The organism is Olleya sp. HaHaR_3_96, assembly GCF_019278545.1.
Lineage (GTDB): Bacteria > Bacteroidota > Bacteroidia > Flavobacteriales > Flavobacteriaceae > Olleya.
Genome location: NZ_CP058987.1, coordinates 2,966,262 through 2,989,183, shown reverse-complemented (window position 1 = coordinate 2,989,183; position 22,922 = coordinate 2,966,262). Strand labels below are relative to the sequence as shown.

18 protein-coding genes are annotated in these 22,922 nt (G+C 32.3%); 5 read left to right on the top strand and 13 right to left on the bottom strand.

The genetic code is table 11. The features are described 5' to 3' along the window. Positions 1 to 178: 178 nt before the first annotated feature. Entirely contained in the window at positions 179 to 754 is a 576-nt protein-coding gene (locus H0I26_RS13010) for a porin family protein (RefSeq protein WP_218699487.1), read from the top strand. Between the two features lie 237 nt (positions 755 to 991). Here H0I26_RS13010 and H0I26_RS13005 read toward each other — a convergent pair whose 3' ends face one another. The 11 genes from H0I26_RS13005 to H0I26_RS12955 form a co-directional block, all read right to left on the bottom strand. Beyond that, positions 992 to 2,767, bottom strand: coding sequence for an efflux RND transporter periplasmic adaptor subunit (locus H0I26_RS13005; protein WP_218699486.1), 1,776 nt, complete (start codon positions 2,765 to 2,767; stop codon positions 992 to 994). After that, positions 2,757 to 3,248 (bottom strand): DUF305 domain-containing protein, encoded by a 492-nt coding sequence (locus tag H0I26_RS13000; protein ID WP_218699485.1) that lies wholly within the window; start codon positions 3,246 to 3,248, stop codon positions 2,757 to 2,759. The genes H0I26_RS13005 and H0I26_RS13000 overlap by 11 nt, the downstream gene beginning before the upstream one ends. A gap of 15 nt (positions 3,249 to 3,263) precedes the next feature. Further along, positions 3,264 to 5,768, bottom strand: coding sequence for a heavy metal translocating P-type ATPase (locus tag H0I26_RS12995; protein WP_218699484.1), 2,505 nt, complete (start codon positions 5,766 to 5,768; stop codon positions 3,264 to 3,266). Between the two features lie 17 nt (positions 5,769 to 5,785). Continuing rightward, positions 5,786 to 7,138: an APC family permease gene (locus tag H0I26_RS12990; RefSeq protein WP_218699483.1), complete on the bottom strand. Its 1,353-nt coding sequence runs from the start codon at positions 7,136 to 7,138 to the stop codon at positions 5,786 to 5,788. 12 nt (positions 7,139 to 7,150) lie between these two features. Then, positions 7,151 to 7,603: a heme-binding domain-containing protein gene (locus H0I26_RS12985; RefSeq protein ID WP_218699482.1), complete on the bottom strand. Its 453-nt coding sequence runs from the start codon at positions 7,601 to 7,603 to the stop codon at positions 7,151 to 7,153. Continuing rightward, on the bottom strand, positions 7,604 to 8,212 hold the full coding sequence (locus tag H0I26_RS12980) for a DUF3347 domain-containing protein (protein ID WP_218699481.1): 609 nt from the start codon (positions 8,210 to 8,212) through the stop codon (positions 7,604 to 7,606). A gap of 33 nt (positions 8,213 to 8,245) precedes the next feature. After that, positions 8,246 to 10,618 (bottom strand): multicopper oxidase domain-containing protein, encoded by a 2,373-nt coding sequence (locus H0I26_RS12975; RefSeq protein WP_218699480.1) that lies wholly within the window; start codon positions 10,616 to 10,618, stop codon positions 8,246 to 8,248. 2 nt (positions 10,619 to 10,620) lie between these two features. Next, positions 10,621 to 11,859, bottom strand: a complete 1,239-nt coding sequence (locus tag H0I26_RS12970) for a TolC family protein (RefSeq protein WP_218699479.1) — start codon at positions 11,857 to 11,859, stop codon at positions 10,621 to 10,623. Continuing rightward, on the bottom strand, positions 11,859 to 12,212 hold the full coding sequence (locus H0I26_RS12965) for a four helix bundle protein (protein ID WP_218699478.1): 354 nt from the start codon (positions 12,210 to 12,212) through the stop codon (positions 11,859 to 11,861). The genes H0I26_RS12970 and H0I26_RS12965 overlap by 1 nt, the downstream gene beginning before the upstream one ends. A gap of 80 nt (positions 12,213 to 12,292) precedes the next feature. After that, positions 12,293 to 16,078, bottom strand: a complete 3,786-nt coding sequence (locus H0I26_RS12960) for an efflux RND transporter permease subunit (RefSeq protein WP_218699477.1) — start codon at positions 16,076 to 16,078, stop codon at positions 12,293 to 12,295. A 117-nt stretch (positions 16,079 to 16,195) separates the two neighbouring features. Beyond that, the gene (locus tag H0I26_RS12955; protein ID WP_218699476.1) at positions 16,196 to 16,609 is read right to left on the bottom strand and encodes an HYC_CC_PP family protein; all 414 of its coding nucleotides are present in this window, start codon (positions 16,607 to 16,609) and stop codon (positions 16,196 to 16,198) included. A gap of 331 nt (positions 16,610 to 16,940) precedes the next feature. On the opposite strand from H0I26_RS12955, the gene H0I26_RS12950 reads away from it, so the two are divergent. From H0I26_RS12950 to H0I26_RS12935, 4 genes are read left to right on the top strand one after another with little or no spacing between them, the layout of a single operon-like run. Next, positions 16,941 to 17,984: an MBL fold metallo-hydrolase gene (locus H0I26_RS12950; RefSeq protein WP_218699475.1), complete on the top strand. Its 1,044-nt coding sequence runs from the start codon at positions 16,941 to 16,943 to the stop codon at positions 17,982 to 17,984. Continuing rightward, entirely contained in the window at positions 17,981 to 19,126 is a 1,146-nt protein-coding gene (locus H0I26_RS12945) for a hypothetical protein (protein ID WP_218699474.1), read from the top strand. Before H0I26_RS12950 ends, H0I26_RS12945 begins: the two co-directional genes overlap by 4 nt. Then, positions 19,123 to 19,566 carry a hypothetical protein gene (locus H0I26_RS12940; RefSeq protein ID WP_218699473.1) on the top strand — a complete coding sequence of 148 codons (444 nt, stop codon included), beginning with the start codon at positions 19,123 to 19,125 and terminating at the stop codon, positions 19,564 to 19,566. Before H0I26_RS12945 ends, H0I26_RS12940 begins: the two co-directional genes overlap by 4 nt. Further along, entirely contained in the window at positions 19,566 to 21,632 is a 2,067-nt protein-coding gene (locus H0I26_RS12935; protein ID WP_218699472.1) for a hypothetical protein, read from the top strand. The genes H0I26_RS12940 and H0I26_RS12935 overlap by 1 nt, the downstream gene beginning before the upstream one ends. 143 nt (positions 21,633 to 21,775) lie before the next feature. Here the strand turns inward: H0I26_RS12935 and H0I26_RS12930 are convergent, their stop codons facing one another. Further along, a complete protein-coding gene (locus H0I26_RS12930) occupies positions 21,776 to 22,420 on the bottom strand; it encodes a thiamine phosphate synthase (protein WP_218699471.1) in 645 nt (214 codons plus the stop codon). Between the two features lie 36 nt (positions 22,421 to 22,456). Then, positions 22,457 to 22,891: a TlpA family protein disulfide reductase gene (locus H0I26_RS12925; RefSeq protein ID WP_218699470.1), complete on the bottom strand. Its 435-nt coding sequence runs from the start codon at positions 22,889 to 22,891 to the stop codon at positions 22,457 to 22,459. Positions 22,892 to 22,922 lie beyond the last annotated feature (31 nt).

The following is a 22,922-nucleotide window of genomic DNA, read 5'->3' as shown; positions in this document are numbered from 1 at the left end:
TATTAAGTATTATACAAAAGAGTAACAATAAAAATGATAATTAGTATTTAGAAGCATGTATTAGTCTGTTTTTTAACACGTTGTTAAAATTGGTTAAAAACGTTAAAAGTATTATAACAAGCAGATTTAAACCTTTTTTAAAGTATTTATTTGTTGTAATCAACTTAAACAATTTACAATGAAAAAATTATTATTTATTACCGCAATTACCATTTTTGGTTTTACAAATGCACAAGCGCAAGAGGTGGAGTTTGGTGCTAAAATTGGTGCAAATTTCACTTCTATTTATGGGGATACTAATGATAATGTTGAACTGATAACGAGTGTTATTAATTTTGGTGTTTATTCTGAGATTTCATTAACCGAGAAATTCTCTTTTCAACCAGAAATCATGTACTCTATTCAAGGTTTTAGTATTAATGACGATGTCGCTGGGACAGACGATATTGTATCATTAAATTACTTAAATGTGCCTTTGATGGGAAAATACCATGTTACTAAAGGACTGAGTCTGGAAGCAGGGCCACAAATAGGATTTTTGTTGTCTGCTAAGAATGAAGATATAGATGTAAAAGACACTTTTAAATCTATAGATGTTGGTGTTAATTTAGGATTAGAATATAAATTAGAAAACGGATTGAATTTTGGAGCACGATATAATTTTGGCTTATTAAATATTAATGATATTGATGGGTCTTCAGATAAATTTAGAAATGGTGTTGCACAATTTACTATTGGTTATTCTTTGTTCTAGAAAGACTAAAAACTAATATAAATTTAAAAAAAGGCTATACAGTTAATACTGTGTAGCCTTTTCTGTATTGTATTAGATATTCTATGTGTTGTTTTTCGTGTAAACAATTATATTTAGATATGAACATATATAGGCTTGGGACAGATAGAGAAACATTGCAAGCAGTAACAATAGATTTTATATAATCTTCACATTCTTTCTCTGATAAATTAGAAGATATATTAACTATAATTGTTGTTATTCGATGGTTTGTCTTACTTCTCCACAAGTCAGCATTTTACCTCCAAAATAAGGGTTGATCACATTGTCTTTTTTACTCAGCCAATACACCCCTTTATTGTTGTCTCCCATTGGACAAAACTGGTTGTACACTTTTTCGTTTATACCAAAAACTTTAATGGCATCTGTTAAATATGATGACAAGTATTTAAAATAATTTCTCTGTTCTTCAATATTAGATGTCTTTGACATCGTTGTAGTGATTGCTCTAAGTTCTTTTTCAAACGACATCCATTGTTTATGAGCGTCTTGGCTTGTTAGTATTGTGATATCTACTTTAGATAAAGCATTCAATAGCAGTTTTGATTCTGATTTAATAGTGTTTATATCATCTTTAAGTAAGGCCTCTTTTAATTGGATATAATCATTAAAGACAACTTTTAATTCGTTCTGAAATTGTTTTGAAACGTCTATTCGTTCAGTATCCCCCCCTTTTTGACGCGTTGTATTTGTGGTCGTTTCCATTCCTAAATGGCCTTCATGTCCCGTCATAACTTTGCCTCCTTTTTTATTCATCATAGATTTTTTGCCTTGTAACTGTGCAGCAGCATCTACGGTAAAGGTTCCGTTGGTTACCACTTCATCACCAGTGTTTAAACCTTCTAAGACTTGATACTTATCATCAATTTGAGTACCTAATGTAATTTCACGCATTTCAAAAACAGGTTCATTTGGATTCGATTTAATATAGACTACAGAGCGTTTTCCAGTCCATAACACGGCTGTTGTTGGTATAGATAAAGCATCGGATTTACTTGCAGTGATTCCTTTTATTTTCCCTTCTACAAATAGACCAGGTTTTAATATTTGGTCTTTGTTATTAAGTACTACTCGTAATTTTACAGTTCTAGTTCTAGTATCTAAAATAGGATCTATAAAATCTACAGTACCTTTAAATACTTTATTCGCGTAAGCATTGGTAACAACATCAATATTTTGTCCTTTTTTGAATTGACTAATTTGGTTTTCATACACATCAAAGTTCGCCCAAACTGTTGCTAAATTAGAAACTTTAAAAATGGGTTTTCCATCCATAATATGTGCGCCATCACTCACCGCAATTTCTGTAACAACACCAGATACATGAGAATAGATTGTAAAACTTGTTTTTACTTGTCCTGTCTTTAAAACGTCGTCTAATTGAGAACCATGGATTTTCCAGTTTTTAAACTTGTTTTGCACTGCTCTGTATAACTGTGGTTGGGATGCTCTAATACTATACGTCGTTATCAATTCTTGCTGTGCTGCAATTAAAGCTGCCGAATAAATTTTAGCAATAGCTTGTCCTTTATTAACCTTTTCGCCTAAAGACTTGACATATAATTTTTCTATTCTTCCGTCAAAATGCGCAGGTTGTATGGCTGTATTGTCTTCGTTTTCCACAATTTTACCTGATAGTGTTATGGCATTATCTTCCGTATTACTATTACCAACTATTGACGTTTGAATATTGGCTAATGCCATAGCATTTTCAGATAGTTTAAACTGGTCGGCTAATAACCCTTTAGCGCTACTTTCTGCAGGAATTAAATCCATACCGCAAATAGGGCATGGGCCAGATTCGGGTTGCATTATTTGTGGATGCATAGAGCAGGTCCACATTTGGTTAGTTTCTGCTGTAGCATCATGCTTATGTTCTGTTTCAGTATTAGAAGTGCCTCCAAAAAGAAACCATCCCAGTAGTAACCCAACCGCTAATACTGCTGTATAAATTATTATATTGTTATTTTTCATTTTCTAGTCGTTTTATCATTGCTTTCATTTCTTCTATTTCTTTTCGTTGTGCTTCAATTATGCTATCTGCTAATTCTCTAACTTCAGGATCTTGAATTGCTGCGCGTTCACTCGTTAATATAGCTATAGAGTGATGCGGAATCATACCTTTTAGCCAAAGCACATCTCCTACAATTGGTGCCTGAGTTCTAACTAGGCTTAAAGCGCCAAAAAAAAGGACAACACTACCAACTAAAATAGCGATATTCTTCTTTTTATTTTTATACATTTTAAGCATAAATAAAAGCATAATAATACCCATTGTTGAAATTCCTAAGCAAACCATATAAAAGCGAGTCATACTAAAAGACACATGGTCTATAGCATAGGTGTTTAGATACATAGTGATATACATGGCTACAAATGAGCAACCAAGCATTAAAAAGAACTGTGTGTAATTACTCATTCCTTCTTTGTTTTTGTGTTGTTTTGAATTTTCCATAAGTTTTTTTTATAGTTAAATTTTAATATTTCTTAAACGTAACGCATTGGCTATTACTGATACCGAACTAAAACTCATTGCTAATGCTGCAATCATTGGAGATAATAACAATCCGAAAAATGGATATAATATTCCTGCTGCAATTGGTACACCGATAACATTATAAACAAAAGCAAAAAATAAGTTTTGTTGTATATTTTTAACTACACCATGACTTAAGTTTTTAGCTTTTACAATGCCTTGTAAATCTCCTTTAACTAAAGTAATTGTAGCACTTTCAATAGCAACATCGGTTCCTGTTCCCATTGCAATACCAACGTCCGACTGCGCTAAAGCTGGTGCATCATTAATACCATCTCCAGCCATAGCAACTACTTTTCCTTGTTGCTGCAATTTTTTTATTTCGTTTAGTTTATCCTCTGGAAGACATTCTGCTTTATAGTGTTTTAATTTTAATTGTTCTGCGACTGCTTTAGCTGTGTTTTTATTGTCTCCAGTAAGCATAATAACGTCAATACCATTGTCCTGAAGTTGTTTTATAGCCTCTTGACTTGTCTTTTTAATGGCATCAAAAATAGTAACATATCCTACAGCTTCATTTTCTACGGTGATGTAAGACACTGTTTTTCCTTGTTCTTGTTCTGCAATTACTTGACTAGCTAAACTTTCTGATATAGAAATAGAGAATTGCTCTAATAATTTAGCATTTCCTAAAGTTACTTTTTTATTATCAATGGTACCAATAACGCCTTTTCCTGCTACTGCTTCAAAATCGTTTACTTTGGTAATAACGACCTGTTTTGATTTACCATAATTTACAATAGCTTCTGCTAAAGGATGCTCGCTATATTGATTTAAAGAAGCAATGTAGTGGAGTAGTAGCTCTTGTTCAATTTTAGTCACAGCAATCACTTTTTCAACAGATGGTTTTCCTTCTGTAATCGTTCCCGTTTTATCTACAATAAGGACATCTACTTTATTCATTGTCTCTAAAGCTTCTGCATTTTTAATTAAGACACCAGATTGTGCACCTCTACCAACACCAACCATAACAGACATTGGTGTTGCTAATCCTAAAGCACAAGGACAGGCAATAATTAATACAGCAATGGCATTTACAAACGCAAATACATACGCTGGTTCTGGACCAAAGACTGCCCAAAGAATAAAGGTAATTATAGAAACTAGTAATACGGTAGGTACAAAATACTTAGCAATTTTATCTGCCAGTTTCTGTATTGGTGCTTTAGAGCGACTGGCGTTATTAACCATATGAATGATTTGAGACAGTAACGTTTCCGAACCTACTTTTTCAGCTTTCATTACAAACGACTTTGTGCCATTTATGGTTCCTGAGGTTACTTTATCGGCTACCACTTTATCAACAGGAATAGGTTCGCCGGTAATCATAGATTCGTCAATACTACTCTGTCCTTCAACAATACTACCATCTACAGGTATTTTCTCTCCTGGTTTTACACGTAATAAATTGCCTTGTTCAATCTTATCAATTGCAATAACTTTGTCTTCGCCTTCTGTTACCAATGTTGCGGTTGCGGGTACTAATTTTAGTAATTCCTTTATTGCTCCACTAGTTTGACTATGCGCTTTTGCTTCTAATAATTGTCCTAATAATACTAAAGTTAGAATCACTGTTGCAGCTTCAAAATACACAAAAACATTGCCATCTGCGGTTTTAAAATCTATAGGAAATACGTCTGGAAATAACATAGCGAATACACTAAATAACCAGGCAATACCAGAACCTATTCCGATAAGCGTAAACATGTTAAAGTTTCTTGTTTTAATTGAAGTCCAAGCACGTGTAAAAAACATCCATGTGGCATAAAACACAACAGGAATAGACAATACAAACTGGATCCAATGCCATGTTTTTTGCTCTAAAACAGTATACAACGGATTATTGCTGAGCATTTCTGACATGGCTATTAAAAATATGGGCACAGTAAAAGCGACTGCAATCCAAAACTTTTTTAATAGTTTATTATAGGTTTTATCTTCTGCTGAAGCATCTGCTTCCAATGGCACTAAATCCATTCCGCAAATAGGACACGCTCCGGGTTCGTCTTTAATAACTTCAGGATGCATTGGGCACGTCCATTGCGTTGTTGTGGTATTTGTTAGGTTTTGTTCTTCCACTAAGTCCATTCCGCATACTGGGCAATCGCCAGATTTGTTATAGGTTTTATCGCCTTCGCAATGCATAGGACAGTAAAAAGTACCGGTACCTTGTCCTTTGTTTATGTCTGCGGAAGTATTACTATTGTCCTTAGCATGATTATGGTCTCCTAAATTATGTATGCTGTACCGACCACCATCGTTTTTTAAAGCCTCCTGAAAGGTTTCTAAGGTGATATGTGAATCCATTTCTATCGTAGCTTCCGCTTTTTCTAAATTAACTGTAGCTTTAGAAACACCTTTAACTTTAGAAAGTATTTCTTCAACGTGTCCACGACAACCGTTACAAGTCATTCCGTGTATGTGATATGTATGTATCATTGTTTTTATATTTTAAATTATTTCATCATTTTGTGTTTATCCATATCCATTCCCATCGGCATATTCCCATCTTCATCAGTATGAGATTTCATAAAAATATATTGAGAAATAAAAATGAGAATAATTCCAATTGCTGAAACTATAAGTACAAAAGGGTCATTTAGATATTTCATATAAATAAACGCGCTTAAAATAATTACATCCATTAATATCGCAATAATTGGAATAGTTGAATTGAATTTCACCTCTTTTTTAAGATGCCTAAAAAGCCCCCAATGAATAGCAATATCCATTATTAAATAAAAAATAGCACCAATGGAAGCAATTCGAGTTAAATCAAAAAAAACAGTTAAAAGTATGGCTAAAGAAACAGTAAAAATCAATGAAGGATTCTTAAGTTTCTTAATTCTATTCATATCAGGTACTTGTTTCATACTACCTAACATTCCTAACATTCTTGAAGCAGAATAGATACTAGCTATCACACCAGATACAGTTGCTACAATTGCAAGTAAAATAGTCAATACAGAACCCCATTTTCCGAAAACAGGTTTAGCTGCAGCCGCTAAGGCATAATCTTTAGCTTTAATAATTTCTTCAATAGTTAATGCTCCTGCTACTGATAATGCTAAAACAACATAGATAATTGTACAAACAACAACCGAAATAATTATAGAACGCCCCACATTTTTATGAGGGTTTTTAATATCTCCACCCTGATTTGTTATTGTAGTAAATCCTTTATAAGCAAGAATGGACAATGCTAATGCGGCAATAAAGCCAAAACCGCCTGGTAGTGTTTGACTATTAGTAATAATAAAGTTTCCTGTAATAGTTGGTAAACCTGAAATAACCAAGCTTGAAATTGCTAATATAGCGATACCAATAACTTTTATAATTGCCGTTAAAGTTGCTGTAGTTTCTATAATTTTGTTTCCTGAGATATTGATAATATAAGCAATAGCTATTAAGAATACACCTAGCATAGATGCGTATCCCGAATATTCTTGAGGAAATAAACGCAAGGTATATGCTCCAAAAGTACCAGCGACTAAACTTTCTGCTACTACCATTGACACATACATTAATAGAGAGAAAGAACCTGCAGCCGTTCCTGGACCATACGCTTTAGTTAAAAATTTTACAACACCACCAGAAGATGGATACGTATTTGAAAACTTAACGTAAGAATACGAACTAAAACCAACTACAATTGCTCCTGCAATAAATGCAATAGGAAATAAATCGCCAACTAATTCAGCAATTTGCCCCATTAATACAAAGATACCAGCGCCTATCATTACACCAGTACCCAATGAAACAGAGCCTAATAAGGAGAGTTTTTGATTAGATACTTTTAGTTTTTTCATTTGTTATTTGGTTTATAAACGATTTTTTAATTGTTCCATCCATTGGATAATTGTTACTGTCTCTTCTTCTGAAAATACAGCATCTGTATGTGTTAGGATGTAAGAATACAGAGGCATTTCGTTACTTTCTATTTGCTTGATAATTGATCGAAGTTTACTTGCCTTTCTTCGGTTTGATAGAGCATCCCATTCACTAAAATTAAGTTCAGATTTGCCTTCTTTAACATGGTCTTCTAAAAACCAAGCAACAGGTTGTATTTTATTGTACCAAGGATAATTAGTGTTATTACTATGACAATCATAACAAGACACTTGCAACATGCTTTTTATGTTATTTGGAACTTGGTTTACTAACATAAAATCGGTTATTGGAACGGTATCACTATGGTTACGTTTTGTGGGAATAAATTGTATTCCCACAAAAGCAACCATTAAAACCAATACTATGTTTTTAACTATCTTCATTTAGTTAATCTCTTTCTGTACTTTACCACATTTTAGCATTTTACTTCCGTAATATGGGTTACGCACTTCTTCGCTCATACTTAACCAAGCACTACCTTTATCATACATTGGGCAAAACTGTTCGTATAAAGTATTTGCTGTTCCTGTAATAGCCACCATATCTGTTACATCCTTACTTAAAATTTTAAAATGCTCTCTTTGATGTGCCATTGGACTTTCTGAAATATGCTCAGCGTGTTCTACTGCATCTTCAATAATTTCTTTTAACTCTTTTTTTTGTTCGTCTGTATATTTAGAGAGCGCTAAATTCCCTAAACTTTTCTTCAAAACTGAACCAAGTTCTTTTGCTTTAGCTTCGTCATCCGCAACTAAAGCATCTTTTAGATTAAAATAATCTTTAAGTATCATTTCGGCATTACCATCCTGATTGCTATGCATTGCAATTTCTTTTTTGTCTTTATCGTGATGACCATCACTATTGTCATGATTCATTTCTGTACTATGACCTTCATTGTTATTATGCTCTTTTTTTGCGTCTTTACAAGATATTGCTGTTAATGTTAAAAATGCTATTGCTAAAATTCCTGTTGTTACTTTTAAGTTTTTCATTGTTTTGTTATTTATTTATTTATTTATTATTTTTTAAAATCTTACTGATAATCCACCACCTGTACCAAAGCGATTATCATAACTCGCCATAAGTGAGAAGTGTCTTGATAACATATATTCTGCTCCTGTGCTCCAAACTGTATCCGAATTATAATCTTTACCTAATGGCAAATTATTAACCAACCCTAAATCTAATTTGTATTCATAATACCCGAAAATTGATAGTTTTGGGAATACCATTATGTTTCTTCCTAATGAGATTCTCGGTCTTAATTCATTATCAATTCTTGCATCTAAGTTGAATAAATAAGGTGTTAAATAACGAATTCCTACCACTGCAGTGGTCTTAAAAGCATTAAGGTTTTCTGGTGTTTCGTTTTCTATATTAACACCTCCAAAAACACGGAGGTAATCGTGTAGGTAACGTTCATAGGTTATTTCACCTTCTAAATTTTTGTTCCAACCGTATTCAAGGGATGCATTAAATTGATTTCTTAAATTAGACGTTGTTAAATTGATGGTAGAATTATGAGAAGCTATATCTGCCATTCCCCAAGAATACCATTTATCAGTTTCTGCAATAATTTTAGAAGCTGGGAACTCATCCATTCTGGGGTCTCTTGGTGTATCATATGATACGACTCGTGCCATACCACCCATCATATGATATAAAATGTGACAATGGAAAAACCAGTCACCAGATTCATCACCATTATTTCCATAAAACTCTAAAGTAACTTTTTGCATTGGTGGCACATTTACCGTGTGTTTTAATGGAGAATAGTCGCCATTTTCGTTAATAACTCTAAAAAAGTGACCGTGTAAATGCATTGGGTGGTGCATCATCGTCAAGTTATTGAAGGTAATTCGTGTAACCTCCTTATTATTTATCTTGATATTATCCGCCTCAGACAATGGTACACCATTCATACTCCAGATATAGCGACTCATATTACCTGTAAGGTTTAATAATATTTCTTTTACAGGAATATTTGTATCGTAGTTGGTTTTCTCAGGCGATTTCAAATAATCGTAATTGTATTCGGCAAACATCTTCATTCCTTCCATCTTCATTGCTGGCATAGTATTCTCTTTTTTCATTTTCATACCTGCCATATTAGAATGATCCATCTTGCCCATTGCTGTAGTATCTTTTGGATTATTCATTTTCATTCCTGACATTTTCGAATGATCCATTGGCATAGAATCTTTAGATCTCTCCATTTTTGAATGATCCATTTTCGTGCCTTCCATTTTCCCCATCTGCATGCCGTATTCCTCCTTTATTTTGAAACGCTCATCTTTTTTGGGTTGAAACTTTAAAGCGTGTGCACCCATTTTCATATCCATTTTTGCCATTTTTTGCATCATTCTAATCTTATCTGGTTTTGGAATATTCATAGCAGGTAACACTTTTCCGTTTCCTATAAAAGCAGAGGCAGTACCAGAACCGTCTTGTGCTGTAATTTTAAATTCTATTTTCCCTTCTTCGGGAATGGTAACAATAAAGTCATAAGCTTCTGCAATGGCTATAAAGGTTTTGTTCTTTTTTACAGGTACTACATCAAGGCCGTCTGCCGAAACCAATAATGGATCCTCACCACCAAAAGACATCCAAAAAGAAGTAGATGCACCTCCATCTATAATGCGTAATCTTACTTTTTCGCCAGGTTTAAATTCTGGATATTCAATGCTTTCTTCACCATTAATTAAAAATGCTGGGTAATATAAATCTGCTATATCTGCTCCCTGCATGCGTTGTTTCCAAAAATTAAGTTGTGCACCAAATGCACCACGAGCAATGACTTTATTTAATGGCGTAGAAGTCCCTTTTTTTATACCATACCATTCATTACCTCGTTTTAAATTTCGAAGTACGCTCATTGGTTTTTCGTTGGTCCAATCAGATAACATTAAAACCAACTCCTTGTCATATTCTAATACTTTTTCTTTAGGTTGAATAACAATGGATCCATAAACACCACTTTGTTCTTGCAGCATTGTATGTGAGTGATACCAGTAAGTTCCAGATTGTTTGATTGGGAATTCGTATTTCTGTGTATGTCCTGGTTCTATGGGTGGCGTATTTAAGTATGGTACACCATCGTAAAAGTTAGGTAATAAAAGTCCGTGCCAATGCACAGAGGTTTCTACGCTCATTTCATTTTTCACATAAATAACGGCGTATTCACCTTCAGTAAATTCTAGAGTTGGGCCGGGAATTGTTCCATTAATAGTCATTGCCATAACCTCTTTTCCTGCTTTGTTTACTTTGGCTTCACGCAAGGTAATAATGTGTTCTCTTACTGGAAGGTTATTTGTATTCCCATCTGTTTCTTGTATTTCTTGAGCAAAAACGCCTGTAGTTAATGCAAATAAAAACAGTACTATTAGTTTTGTTTTCATTTTTATTGAATTAAATAATTAATAATTGTCGTTTGTAAATAGTAACTTTTAATAGATTCTATTTGATTAATTTGAAACTTTAATTGTAGTTCCTGAATGTCTAAAACATCATTAAAATCAATAGTACCTGTTTCGTAACTTCTTACTAAAATCGATTCGGCATCCTTAGCTTGTTTTAAGTTTTTTACTTGTGTATTGTAACTGATTCTAGCAGATTTCCTATCGTTTATTGCTTTGTCTAATAGTGTTTCTAACGTGTTTAAACGGTCTTGTTTTTGAAATTCTATTTCCTGTTGTTGTAATTTGTTTTGCTTGGTTTTCGATTTGTATTTCTTATTAAAAATAGGAATGGAAAGCGCTACTGTGGGCATTAAAATATCTTGTCCGTTTTTGCTAAACGTAATATCGGAATCTGGTTGAATATTAATATAATCAATTCCGAATCCAAACGACAGATGGCTTTCTTTTTGGTTTAGTAATTCCGATTGTGTTACCGAATTAAACAGTCTATCATATTTTAATAATTCAGGATGTAACGCTAAATTTTCGGTAGTAATTTCAAGTGCTTCGGAAGGCATTAATAACGACTCCACAATAGGCACTTCAATAGCACTATCTCTATTCAGAAGCTTGTTAAAAGCCGTTTGTTCTGCTAAAAACTCGTATTCTAAAACCTGTTGTAATTGCTCTAATTCATTCTGGCGAATTTGTAATCTAAAAACATCTACTGCAGATGCTTTTCCAACTTCAACAGACGTTAAAGCCAAGGCTTCATACGTGTCCAATAATTCAATATTTTCTATTAAAACAGCTTGTTTTGCTTTATTAACGTACAATTTATAGTAAGATTCCGATACAGAAACGATTAGCTTTCGTTTAGCAATTACAATCGCTTCATAATCGATTTCAGCTAAAGCACTTGCATAATTTTCACGAGACGTAATAGTACCAAACCAAGGAAACATTTGTTTAGCCGACACCTTAAAACGTTGTGTTCCGGTTCGTGTTTCTGGTTCAATAACAAAATAACTAGCACTAAAATCGGTGTTTGGAAGCGTATTAACTTCATTCACTTTTTCTGTTGCAATAGCGTATTGTAATTCAAATTTCTGAATCTCAGGATTATTTTCCAAAGCAGTAGCAATGTAAGTTTCTAGTCCTTGAGAATTTACAGAGTGAACACTGAAAAGTGAAAAACTAAAAACAATGAAATGCAGTACTTTTTTTATAGATTTAGTCATTATAATCTAGATTTTGATGTTTTTATGGAACTAACCAACATAGCTACCAATTCTTTATTTAAATTGAAATGAATTTCATATTGCTGTTTATCAATATAATTAGTGTCTTTTAATAAATCGATCCAATACAAAGTTTCATTGGCTTCTTTAAGAGCAATACTCATTTTATGAATAAAATCTGCTTTACTCTGTCCAAATTCTGCTTCACGAATTAACGCTCCAACAGCTGTTCCACTTCTTAAAAGTTGCTTACTTAAAACATATTCCTTTTGTTCTGTAACTAGTAATTGAGATAATTTCACAATTAAAATAGCAAAGGCATAACTTTTATCTTTTAAAATACTTCTTCCCATAATTTTAGTGTTTCACTTAGAACTCTTCACTTTAATCTTTAATCTTTAATCTTTCAACTTTCACTTTTAACTTTTAACTTTTAGTTTTTCACTTTCATCTTTAATCTTTTCACTTTAATCTCTTCTCTCCAGCTATATAAAACCGGAACAATAAAGTAGGAGGTAATGTCAATAACCATCCCTCCAAATATTGGAATTGCCATCGGAATCATAATATCACTTCCTTTACCTGTGGATGTTAAAACGGGTAACAACGCTAAAATGGTGGTTACTGTAGTCATTAAACACGGACGAATACGTTTTTCGGCAGCATGTAAGGCAGCAGCTCTAATACTTTTTTTGTCAGCAGGTTTTTCGCGATCAAAAGTTTGTGTTAGGTAGGTGGCCATAACCACACCATCATCGGTAGCAATACCAAATAGTGCAATAAAACCAACCCAAACGGCGACACTTAAATTAATGGTTTTCATATTAAAGAGGTCTCGCATATTCTCGCCAAACAAGCTAAAATTGAAAAACCAATCTTGACCATATAGCCAAATCATGATAAAACCACCAGCAAATGCCACCGTAATTCCGGTAAATACCATTAATGATGTGCTAACAGATTTAAACTGAAAATACAATATTAAAAAGATGATAGCCAATGCTAACGGAACAACCACAGACAATGTTTTTTCTGCACGTAATTGATTTTCATAAGTACCTGTAAATTTATAACTGATGCCTTTTGGAACCATTAGATCTCCAGATTCTATTTTTTGTTGAAACAAGGCTTGTGCATTTTCGACAACATCAACCTCTGCAAAACCATCCAATTTATCAAACAAGACATAACCTACTAAAAACGTGTCTTCACTTTTTATGACTTGTGGACCTTGCTCATATCTAATGGTTGCCAATTCACTTAAAGGAACTGGACTACCCGTTTCTACAGGAATATAAATGTCTTTTATATCTTCCGGATTACCACGTAACTCTCTTGGGTAGCGTACTCTTACAGCATAACGTTCTCGTCCTTCAACGGTTTGTGTTAATGCCATACCACCAATAGCAACTTTTAAAACACTTTGTACATCTGCTATTGAAATACCATAACGTGCTATTTTTTCTCTGTCGATATCAATTAGCAAGTAAGGTTTACCAACAATTCTATCTGCAAAAACAGCTTCTATTTTAACGCCTTCCGCTTGTTTTAGTAGTCGTTCCAATTCTAAGCCAAAGGCTTCAATTTGTTTTAAATCTTGACCTTTTACTTTAATTCCCATTGGCGCACGCATACCGGTTTGTAGCATGACCAATCGGGTTTCAATAGGTTGTAATTTTGGTGCAGACGTCACGCCTGGTAATTTGGTGACGCGTACAATTTCGTTCCAAATATCATCAGGACTTTTAATTTCTGGTCTCCAGTTTCTGTAATATTCACCGTTGTTATCTTCGATAAGTTGTTCTTTTGCATTAAGAGATTGCCACGCTTCACTTTGTTCTGCTCGCAATGACATTCCGTTTTTCAATTCAAACATCCCATCAGCATTCACTTTATAACGCTGTCTTTTTCCTTCGGAATTGCGCATGTATTCCGATTTATATTGAATCATGTTTTCATACATGGATAAAGGCGCAGGATCTAAAGGCGAATCTGTTCTACCAGCTTTTCCGACTACAGTTTCAATTTCTGGAATCGTAGCAACCGCCATGTCTAATTGCTGAAGCACACGTTTATTTTCTTCAACACCAGCATGAGGTAAGGAGGTTGGCATTAATAAAAACGATCCTTCATTTAGAGAAGGCATAAACTCTTTTCCTGTATTTTTCATAATCCAAAATCCAGATATAAGAACGGTCGCAGGAATTATTAAAAACAATACTTTATTGGCTAGAGCCCAGTTTAAAATCTGACTATAATACCTTCTAAAAACAGAAAATACACCTAAAATTCCGAAGCATATAATAGCAACAAAAATAAGATTGACAATGATACTGCGGTTAAAACCTAACGGTCTCCAATATTCGGCCAATAGACATACAATTGCAATCGAAGAAATAATAATATTTATTAGATTTATTTTCTTCTTATCTAATCTCTCTAAAACACCTAGTAAACCAGTGATACCAAAAGCAACTAAGAGTAATCCTAACCAAAAGCCGTAAATAATAATTGCAATTCCCGCAAGTATTAAAACGCCATTTAAAAAATATCTAAAGGAATTTTTTAATGTTGTTTTTCTGAATAAATACGCTGCAAAAGGTGGAATTAAAAACAAGGCGATCACCAAAGAGGCTGATAATGCCATCGTTTTTGTAAAGGCTAAAGGTCTAAACAATTTCCCTTCTGCACCAATCATAGTAAATACAGGTACAAAACTGATAATAGTAGTTAAAACGGCAGTTAAAATAGCACCAGATACTTCCGCAGTAGCGTTGTATATGATTTCGTTTATTGACAATTTATTATTTTCAACAGCATTGTGATTATTCTGAAGAGATTCCTCGTCGCTCGTGCCTCGCGCTGTCGGAATGACATTTTCATTGTCGTCCAGATGTCGAATCATGTTTTCGGCGAGTATGACGCCAACATCAACCATAGTTCCAATGGCTATAGCAATACCCGAAAGCGCAACAATATTAGCATCTATATTAAACAGTTTCATAGCAACAAAAACCATTAAAACAGCAACTGGTAATAATCCTGAAATTAAGATGGAAGCCCTTAAATTAAAAACCATTATTATAATCACCAAAATGGTAATTAATATCTCTAATGTCAATGCTTCGTTAAGGGTGTCTAAGGTTTCTACAATCAGTTCTGTACGATCGTAAAAAGGAACCACTGTTAATTGAGAGGTGCGTCCATCTGCTAATACTTTAGAGGGTAAACCGCCTTTAAGCTCGTTAATTTTTGCTTTGACGTTGGTAATGACTTCCATCGGATTGGCGCCATATCTTGCCACTACAACACCACCAACAACTTCTGCACCTTCTTTGTCTAAAATCCCTCTTCGTGCAGCAGGACCTAAGGTAACCTTACCAATATCTTTAATTTTAATAGCCGTAAAGTCGGCTGAAGTCACTACAGCGTTTTCAATATCTTCAACAGATTTTACATAGCCTAAACCACGTACTAAATATTCGGCTTGATTAATCTCTAAGGTCTGTGCACCAATGTCTTGATTACTATTTTTAACCGCTTTTACAACTTGGTTTAAACCAATATTGTATTGGCGCATTAATTCGGGATTAACATCGACTTGATATTCTTGAACATAACCACCAATAGAAGCGACTTCAGCAACACCACTAGCAGAAGATAAACCATATTTTACATAGTAATCTTGAATACTTCTTAGTTCTTGTAAGTCCCAACCACCAGTGACGTTTCCGTCTGCGTCACGACCTTCTAAAGTATACCAAAATATTTGCCCTAAACCTGTAGCATCCGGTCCTAAAGCAGGATTTACATCTTCTGGCAATAAGTTACTTGGTAAAGAATTTAACTTTTCTAAAATACGACTACGGCTCCAGTAAAACTCAACATCTTCTTCAAAAATGACGTAGATACTAGAGAATCCAAACATAGATGAGCTACGAATGGTTTTTACTCCAGGAATTCCCAATAGGGAAGAAGTTAATGGGTAGGTAATTTGATCCTCAATATCTTGAGGCGATCGGCCATCCCATTTTGTAAATACAATTTGTTGGTTTTCGCCAATATCAGGAATGGCATCTACAGCAACAGGATCGCTTGGTAAAAAGCCAGTGTCCCAATTAAATGGAGCATTTACAGTTCCCCAACCAATAAAAAGGGCGAGCAATAATACAGCTACGAGTTTATTTTCTATTAGAAATTTAATGCTTCTATTTAGCATAAGGTTTGATGTTTAAAACAATTAGAAAGAGATGTTATTCCAAATAGGAAAACACCGAATACAGTACATTATCCTAATGATATAAATCACTGGATAATTCAGTCTATTGTTTTAAAATCAGATTAAATACGTCTCGTCTAACTTAAAGATTTGAGTTCTGACGAGTGGTGGGTGATACGTTTCAAACGTAGCGGTGTTATTGTCTACACCCTCAAAAAGATTGATATACGTATAAACAAATGAAGTAATAAAAAACTGTTGCTCAAAAGATATTTGATCTAAATTAAGCTTAAGTTCGTTTTGACCATCAACAACAAGTTGCTCGTCACTACAGCAGCTTTTTTTTGTAATAACAGAACCTTCAGATGCTGGTTGTGCTATTTCCATTCCGCAGCCTTTGGCTTTATGGAACAACGCTGTTTCTACTAAAGTATCGCCACAATAATGCATGTTAAATGTGAATGACATTGTAGATAGTAACACTACCAAAGCCATTGCAAAAGACATTATTTTATGGACTACTTGCTTCATAATTAAGTGCAAAGGTATAATAACTTTTGTGTTTTACTCAAAATGTTGTGTTAATTTAGGGATTGGAAATTTATTTGAGAATATTTTTCAAAGATGATAATGTAACAGTGTTTTGCCTTTATCGTCGAAAGAAGCGAAGTAGAAAGCTATATATAATATAGTATTCTATATAATTTTAATCAAATACGGAATACCGTAAATAGTTACTTGCTAATTTTTATATATTTGGATATGAGGATACAACTATAATTTTGTTGTATTCATATACTTTTACTAATCATCTTTGTTAAATATTAGGGGTTGTTTTTTTTTACAAAAAGTTAATATATAAATGATAATAAAAAAAATAAATATACTTAAAGCTCATCACGGAGATTGTTGCATTATTGAAGCGTTTTACACAAATGGCAATCCGTACATTATACTAATAGATGGAGGTCCAAGAGAGAATTATAGAACATCTCTCGTTCATGACTTAGATCAATATAAAAAAATTGATTTAATAATTCTTACACATATTGATTCTGATCATATCGGTGGTTTATTAGAATATCTTAGTAGTTCAATTGCTGATAAACATGAATTTGATAAAATAATAATAAATGCACCTAATTTACTAACCGTAAATCAAGAAGGAACACAAATATCTATTGATGAAGGTGTGAAATTTGAAAAAGTGTTGAAAGAAAAGAGATCAAATATAGAAGTGATAGGTAACATTACTTCAGAATCTGATTTAAATGAATTTCTTCCTGATGGAATTGAAATTAAAATCTTATCACCAAATGACATCGCTTTAAAAGAATTGTATGCTAATTGGCCTGAATACAAAAAATCTGATAATGATACTCAAGTTTCTACAGAAGTAACAAATGCTAAGGATTTTGATATTGAATTAAATAAACTAGCTCTAAATAAAGATGTTGAAAAATCTATTAAGAACGATTTTGTTAATGCATCTTCAATAGCTTTCTCAATTAAAACGATTAATTTTCATGGATTATTTATGGGTGATGCTCACTCGTCTATTATTTCTGAGAGTTTATCTAAATTATACTCAGAAGATAAGCCTGTATTTTTTGATTATATTAAATTATCACATCATGGTAGTAAGTACAATATTTCTAATACTTTTTTAGATAGAATTATATGTTTCAATTGTATCATCTCCACTAATGGAGGTTCTGGAAGATCAAAGCATCCTGACAGACAGACAATAGCAAAGATTATTCACCACAAAAATATGCAGAAAGATAAAGTTAAGTTTTATTTTAATTATCCAATTGCAACAATTGAAAAAAAGACAGGGAAATTATTTAAAGAAGAAGAACTTGAATTATTTGAGGCTTACGAACAAAATCAAATTAATATATGAAACTTGAGTTTTTAAAAGATGTTGCTGTAAGGATAACAGCAAATGATGGTAATTCGAAAACTTTAGGTAGTGGAATAATTACAAGAAATAGGAAGGGTGTTTTTTATGTAATTACTGCAGAACATTGTATCTATGGTAAAACAAATGCAAGGCTTTCTAATATTGGTATTGCTAATATTAAGGTAGAATATAAAAAACAGAATGGAGATTCTTTCAAGAGTTTAAATATTTCGGGAATAATTTATTCTAATAAAGAAGAAGATATTAGTGTATTATCAGTAAAAATAGATGAAAGCAATTTAGAAAATGTAGTTTATTCAAGGATTGAAAGTGAATCTGATTGTATCAAATTAGCATTTAGAGGTTTTCCAAAATGGCTAACGCTAAAAGAGGAGGCTAAAACTTTTCATTGTGAAATTGAAGAAAATGATAATAATTCATTTTACATAAAATCTGATGAGATTAAAGACATTACTTTTAGTGTAGCAATAGATGAAACTTCAAGTGGTTTATCAGGAAGCGGTGTCTTTGATGTAAAAAACGGCAAAATTTTTCTTCTTGGAATAATTACTGATTTGAGAGATGCAAAAGGCACATTTGGTCATATGAAATGTTCCAAACTAGATAATATATTCAGTTCACTTGATTATGAAATACATCCACTTTCTATTAGTGCACAACAATTATTCTTGCAGAGTGAAGAGGTTGACTTAAAATCTATAGCTTTAAAAATAGCTTCTCTAAAAGATGCAAAAAATTTAAGGTTTAATAACTTGTACAAAAAATGTGAAGTTCTCTATCACATTAACGATGTTGACAAAATGGTAGATGAAATATTGACTGAATTTTTTAAAGCTGATATAGAATTAAGTAAAAGAGGTAAATTAAATGGGTTTATTCAAGATGAATTTGATGAAGTACAATTATCATTATCTAAAAGAGTAAGCAAAACATTTAATAATAGATCTGTTAATACAATGGATGACGCTCAAAATATATATAATGAAGTTAAAGATTTGTTTTTTAAATTTATGAATAATCAAAAGAAGTCTAAACTTTCAACTTCTAGTATTGAATCTTTAGGGGATAAAGCTGTAAATGAGTTGTTGTTGAATTGTGATCTTAATTTTATAAAAGTATGATTGATATTATTGCAATACCAAAAACAGTATATGTACCAATGCACTTACAACCGATTTATAGAGTTTCACAAATTCTCTTAATACTTAATTATAATACAGGTTCCTCTAAGTCTGCAACAATTTCTCTTTTACAAACTATTGCATGGTCAATGCGTGATGAGGATAATTTTCGAATACTTATGGACTATAAAGAAGAAAAACGACATAGTCTTGTTCCTTGGTGTTTTGAACCTGCACTTGATAAAGCATTAATATTAGCATTAGTGAATGGTTATTGTGAAAGATTAGTGGGAGGTAAAATAAAACTAACTAAGGATGGCAAAAAATTAATAGAAACGATTATTGATAATAATCTTTTTAAAAAACAGATAGCTTCTTTAGAAAAAATCGGGGATGTGTCAAAAATTTTAAATGAGAAACAAATCTGGCAAGTAAGATAATGATTAAAATAAATAGATTAAAATTAGATATTCAAGGATATTCGCCTTCAAATCCTGCGATAAAAAAACATTTTGGATTTGACATACCATTTGAGAAAGGATTAAATGTTATAAAAGGAGAAAATACTTCTGGAAAGTCTACAATTATATCGTGCTTGTTTTATTCTTTATGTTTAGAAGAACTAAGAGGAGCAAAGTATACAAGAGCTTTAGATGATTCTGTTAAAAGAGAATTTTCAATAAATAAAGAAGAATATAAAGTATTTACTTCATATGTTTTTGTGGAAATAGAAAACGAGGAAGGAAAGATTCGTACTCTAAAACGAAGTATAGTTGGAAACAATAATGAAGATTATATACTTAGAATATTTAATGGGCGTATTTCAGAACTTGACTCAAACTCTGAATTTAAAACAGTTTTTGTTCATAGAGAAAGAAATCATGAAAGTGAAATTGGTTATTATAAATGGTTTGCTAATTTTATTAATTTACCTAAAATTCCAAAAGTTCTAAATCAAAAGGATGAGTATTCAGATTTGTATTTACAAACAATTTTTCCTGCTCTATTCATAGAACAAACTAAAGGCTGGTCTGATTTTTTAGCATCTATTCCATATTTTGGAATTAAAGACAATAAGCAGCGAACTATTGAGTATCTTTTCGGCTTAAACGCTCTAAAAAATGAGGTTAATAAAGAACGATTAAACGCGGTCAAAAAAAGAATCATTGCTAATTGGAAAACAACCTTAGATAAAATGGATATACTTGCTACAGCTAATTCTGGTAAGCATACCGAATTAGAAGTAGAGCCAGTAATCGATAGTACTGATCTTGATTATGTTACTTTAGAAATTTTGAAAAATTTAGATTCAGATAAATTTATTCTAATCAGTAGTTTAATAACAGAATTAGAAGGAGAAAGAAAAAAAATTAATTTACAACCTGAATATCTTAAAAATGTAAAACCAGAATTGAGAAATCGACTTGATGAAAAAAAAGAAAAATATCTAGAATTTGTAAAATACTATAATGATTTTAATGTAAAATATCAATCTCAAAAGTCTCAACTTAATTCTTATCGCATTCATGTAAAGGAATTGGATGATGAAATTGAGGTTAATAAAGATATAAAATATTTAACTGAAAAAGATCCATCAATCAATGAATTAGATTCGTGTCCTACCTGCCATCAAAAATTTTCATCTAGTATAATTAATAAAGACTTATCTATAGAACTTAATACTATAAAAGGAAATCTCTCATACCTTCAGAATCAAAAAAAACTACTTGATTCATCAATAACAGGATTGGTTAAAGTATTATCAGAGAAAGATATAATTAATTCTACTTTTATTAAAGAAATATCTGATTTAGAATTGAGTATAAGACAAATAAAGAATGAACTTGTTGACCCTGACCTAATGCCTTCAAGATCTGAAATTCAAAAAGATATTAGATTAGAAAATGAGATATTAAGGCTTGAAAAAGTTGAGTTAGACTTTAATGAATTAATAAGTAAACTTAAAGAAATTAGTGATGAATTTGGAGAGAATAAAAGAGCTATTGATAATTTAATAGTTAATGAAGCTGATGATATTGTGAAGTTGAAAAAATTCGAAAACTCATTTAAGGATCTACTTTATAAATTTAATTATACTAGTAATAATAGAAACATAGTTTCTATTCAAACTAAATCCCCTTTTAAATATTTCCCTATTTCAAAATATGGAAAAGAAATTCAGAAAATTCAGATTAGTTCTTCTTCTAGTGATTTCATACGTAGTATATGGGCTTATACGATTAGTTTATTAACTAATGCCGAAAATCACCCAGGAATCATTTTGTTTGATGAACCTAGTCAGCATTCTATGAAGAGTAGTAGTCTTAAAGAATTTTTTGAAATAGTAGGAGATCTTAATAAATTTCAAGTAATTGTTGCTGCATCCAGTGATCAACAAGATAAAACTGAAGACAAGAAACCATATGCTTTAAATAGTATATTGAGTAAAATTGATCATAACGAATATGTGATTTCAAATATGGCTATTAAAGAAATGGAAAGTTAATTTTTTTTAGCAAGCAAAATCATTTATTCAATTGGGAGGGTATTTATATAATGACTAATAATAGCCTACACTTTACAACAAAGGTGTAAAACAGATATTTTAACTATTTAAAAATATAAGAATTAAAACTTATTTTCAAACCCTTACTCAAAAGTATGACGTTGCTCTGCTGTTGACGAGGCACTTAATAATTGATTAAATGTTTTTATCGAATCAAAATTTTGAGTGATGGCATCGGATACCGCAATTCCAGAAATATCTATTTTTAATAAGGCTGTAACGTCTTCTGTTGTAATGCCTCCAAAAGCGATTATGGGTATTGGTGTTTTTAAAATGGTGGTAACGGCAGTTAAACCAGCCATTCCTAAAATAGGAGCTACACTATTGGTTGCGCTACTGTCTTTAAAAGGCCCCAGAAAAATATAATCTATTTGAGCGTTTAATAATTTTTCACAGTCTTCTATAGTGTTTGCTGTGCCACCAATACTTTGCCAAGGATATAAATGTGTTTTGACTAGAGTAGGAGAAGTGGTGTTTTTTTCTAGATAGACGCCATCAGCTTTAATAGCCTTTGCTATTTTATAATAATCACAAATGATCAATCTTGTTTGATAGTGCGTCGTTATTTTTATAACCTCCTTAGCTAGTTTCAGATATTTTTTTTCTGATACATTGTCATAACGTAATTGCACTAATTCTGCTCCAGAAGTACATGCTTTTTGAATGTTCTCTAAAATGTCTTTTGAAGAATTTCCTTGGCTGATATAATGTAATTTAGGTATAATCATGGTAATGATGTCTTTGTATTGTGTTTATAAGAATGCTTAATTTACAAGGCTTTCTAAAGCATAAAATAAGCGGTTTTGGGCATTATCTTGCGAACCAAAAATGGAACGAAATACTGCTCCTTTTTCAGAAAGTAATACCCATTGTGGTGTGCCTTCTGATTTAAATTGGTCAAAAACGCTGTGGTTTTTATCTATGTAAATGGGAAAAGGAATCTCTCCACTTGTAAAAATATTTTTTATTGACGCTTTTGTGCCTTCTCTATTTGGAAAATCAGCATGAATACCTGCCACTTGGATGGATGGATAGTCTTTTTGAAATTGATAGGCTAAAGGAATAGCACGTCCCGTGCAACCTAAACAGTCGTTATTATAAATAATAAGTAGAAGTACTTTATTTTTATAAAGTGCCATTAAATCTAAAGTCTGGCCTTCTAAATCTAAAACGACTATGGATGGTATGGAGTTAGTCATGTGTAGCGTAGTGTAGTACTATTTTTGAATG

Coding starts and splice junctions, on each gene's coding strand:
- H0I26_RS12965 (WP_218699478.1), bottom strand. CDS start 12,212: ATGGGAAGAAGTATTTTAAAAGATAAAAGTTATGCCTTTGCTATTTTA.
- H0I26_RS13000 (WP_218699485.1), bottom strand. CDS start 3,248: ATGGAAAATTCAAAACAACACAAAAACAAAGAAGGAATGAGTAATTAC.
- H0I26_RS13005 (WP_218699486.1), bottom strand. CDS start 2,767: ATGAAAAATAACAATATAATAATTTATACAGCAGTATTAGCGGTTGGG.
- H0I26_RS12940 (WP_218699473.1), top strand. CDS start 19,123: ATGATTGATATTATTGCAATACCAAAAACAGTATATGTACCAATGCAC.
- H0I26_RS12955 (WP_218699476.1), bottom strand. CDS start 16,609: ATGAAGCAAGTAGTCCATAAAATAATGTCTTTTGCAATGGCTTTGGTA.
- H0I26_RS12930 (WP_218699471.1), bottom strand. CDS start 22,420: ATGATTATACCTAAATTACATTATATCAGCCAAGGAAATTCTTCAAAA.
- H0I26_RS12975 (WP_218699480.1), bottom strand. CDS start 10,618: ATGAAAACAAAACTAATAGTACTGTTTTTATTTGCATTAACTACAGGC.
- H0I26_RS12950 (WP_218699475.1), top strand. CDS start 16,941: ATGATAATAAAAAAAATAAATATACTTAAAGCTCATCACGGAGATTGT.
- H0I26_RS12970 (WP_218699479.1), bottom strand. CDS start 11,859: ATGACTAAATCTATAAAAAAAGTACTGCATTTCATTGTTTTTAGTTTT.
- H0I26_RS12960 (WP_218699477.1), bottom strand. CDS start 16,078: ATGCTAAATAGAAGCATTAAATTTCTAATAGAAAATAAACTCGTAGCT.
- H0I26_RS12945 (WP_218699474.1), top strand. CDS start 17,981: ATGAAACTTGAGTTTTTAAAAGATGTTGCTGTAAGGATAACAGCAAAT.
- H0I26_RS12980 (WP_218699481.1), bottom strand. CDS start 8,212: ATGAAAAACTTAAAAGTAACAACAGGAATTTTAGCAATAGCATTTTTA.
- H0I26_RS12995 (WP_218699484.1), bottom strand. CDS start 5,768: ATGATACATACATATCACATACACGGAATGACTTGTAACGGTTGTCGT.
- H0I26_RS12990 (WP_218699483.1), bottom strand. CDS start 7,138: ATGAAAAAACTAAAAGTATCTAATCAAAAACTCTCCTTATTAGGCTCT.
- H0I26_RS13010 (WP_218699487.1), top strand. CDS start 179: ATGAAAAAATTATTATTTATTACCGCAATTACCATTTTTGGTTTTACA.
- H0I26_RS12985 (WP_218699482.1), bottom strand. CDS start 7,603: ATGAAGATAGTTAAAAACATAGTATTGGTTTTAATGGTTGCTTTTGTG.
- H0I26_RS12925 (WP_218699470.1), bottom strand. CDS start 22,891: ATGACTAACTCCATACCATCCATAGTCGTTTTAGATTTAGAAGGCCAG.
- H0I26_RS12935 (WP_218699472.1), top strand. CDS start 19,566: ATGATTAAAATAAATAGATTAAAATTAGATATTCAAGGATATTCGCCT.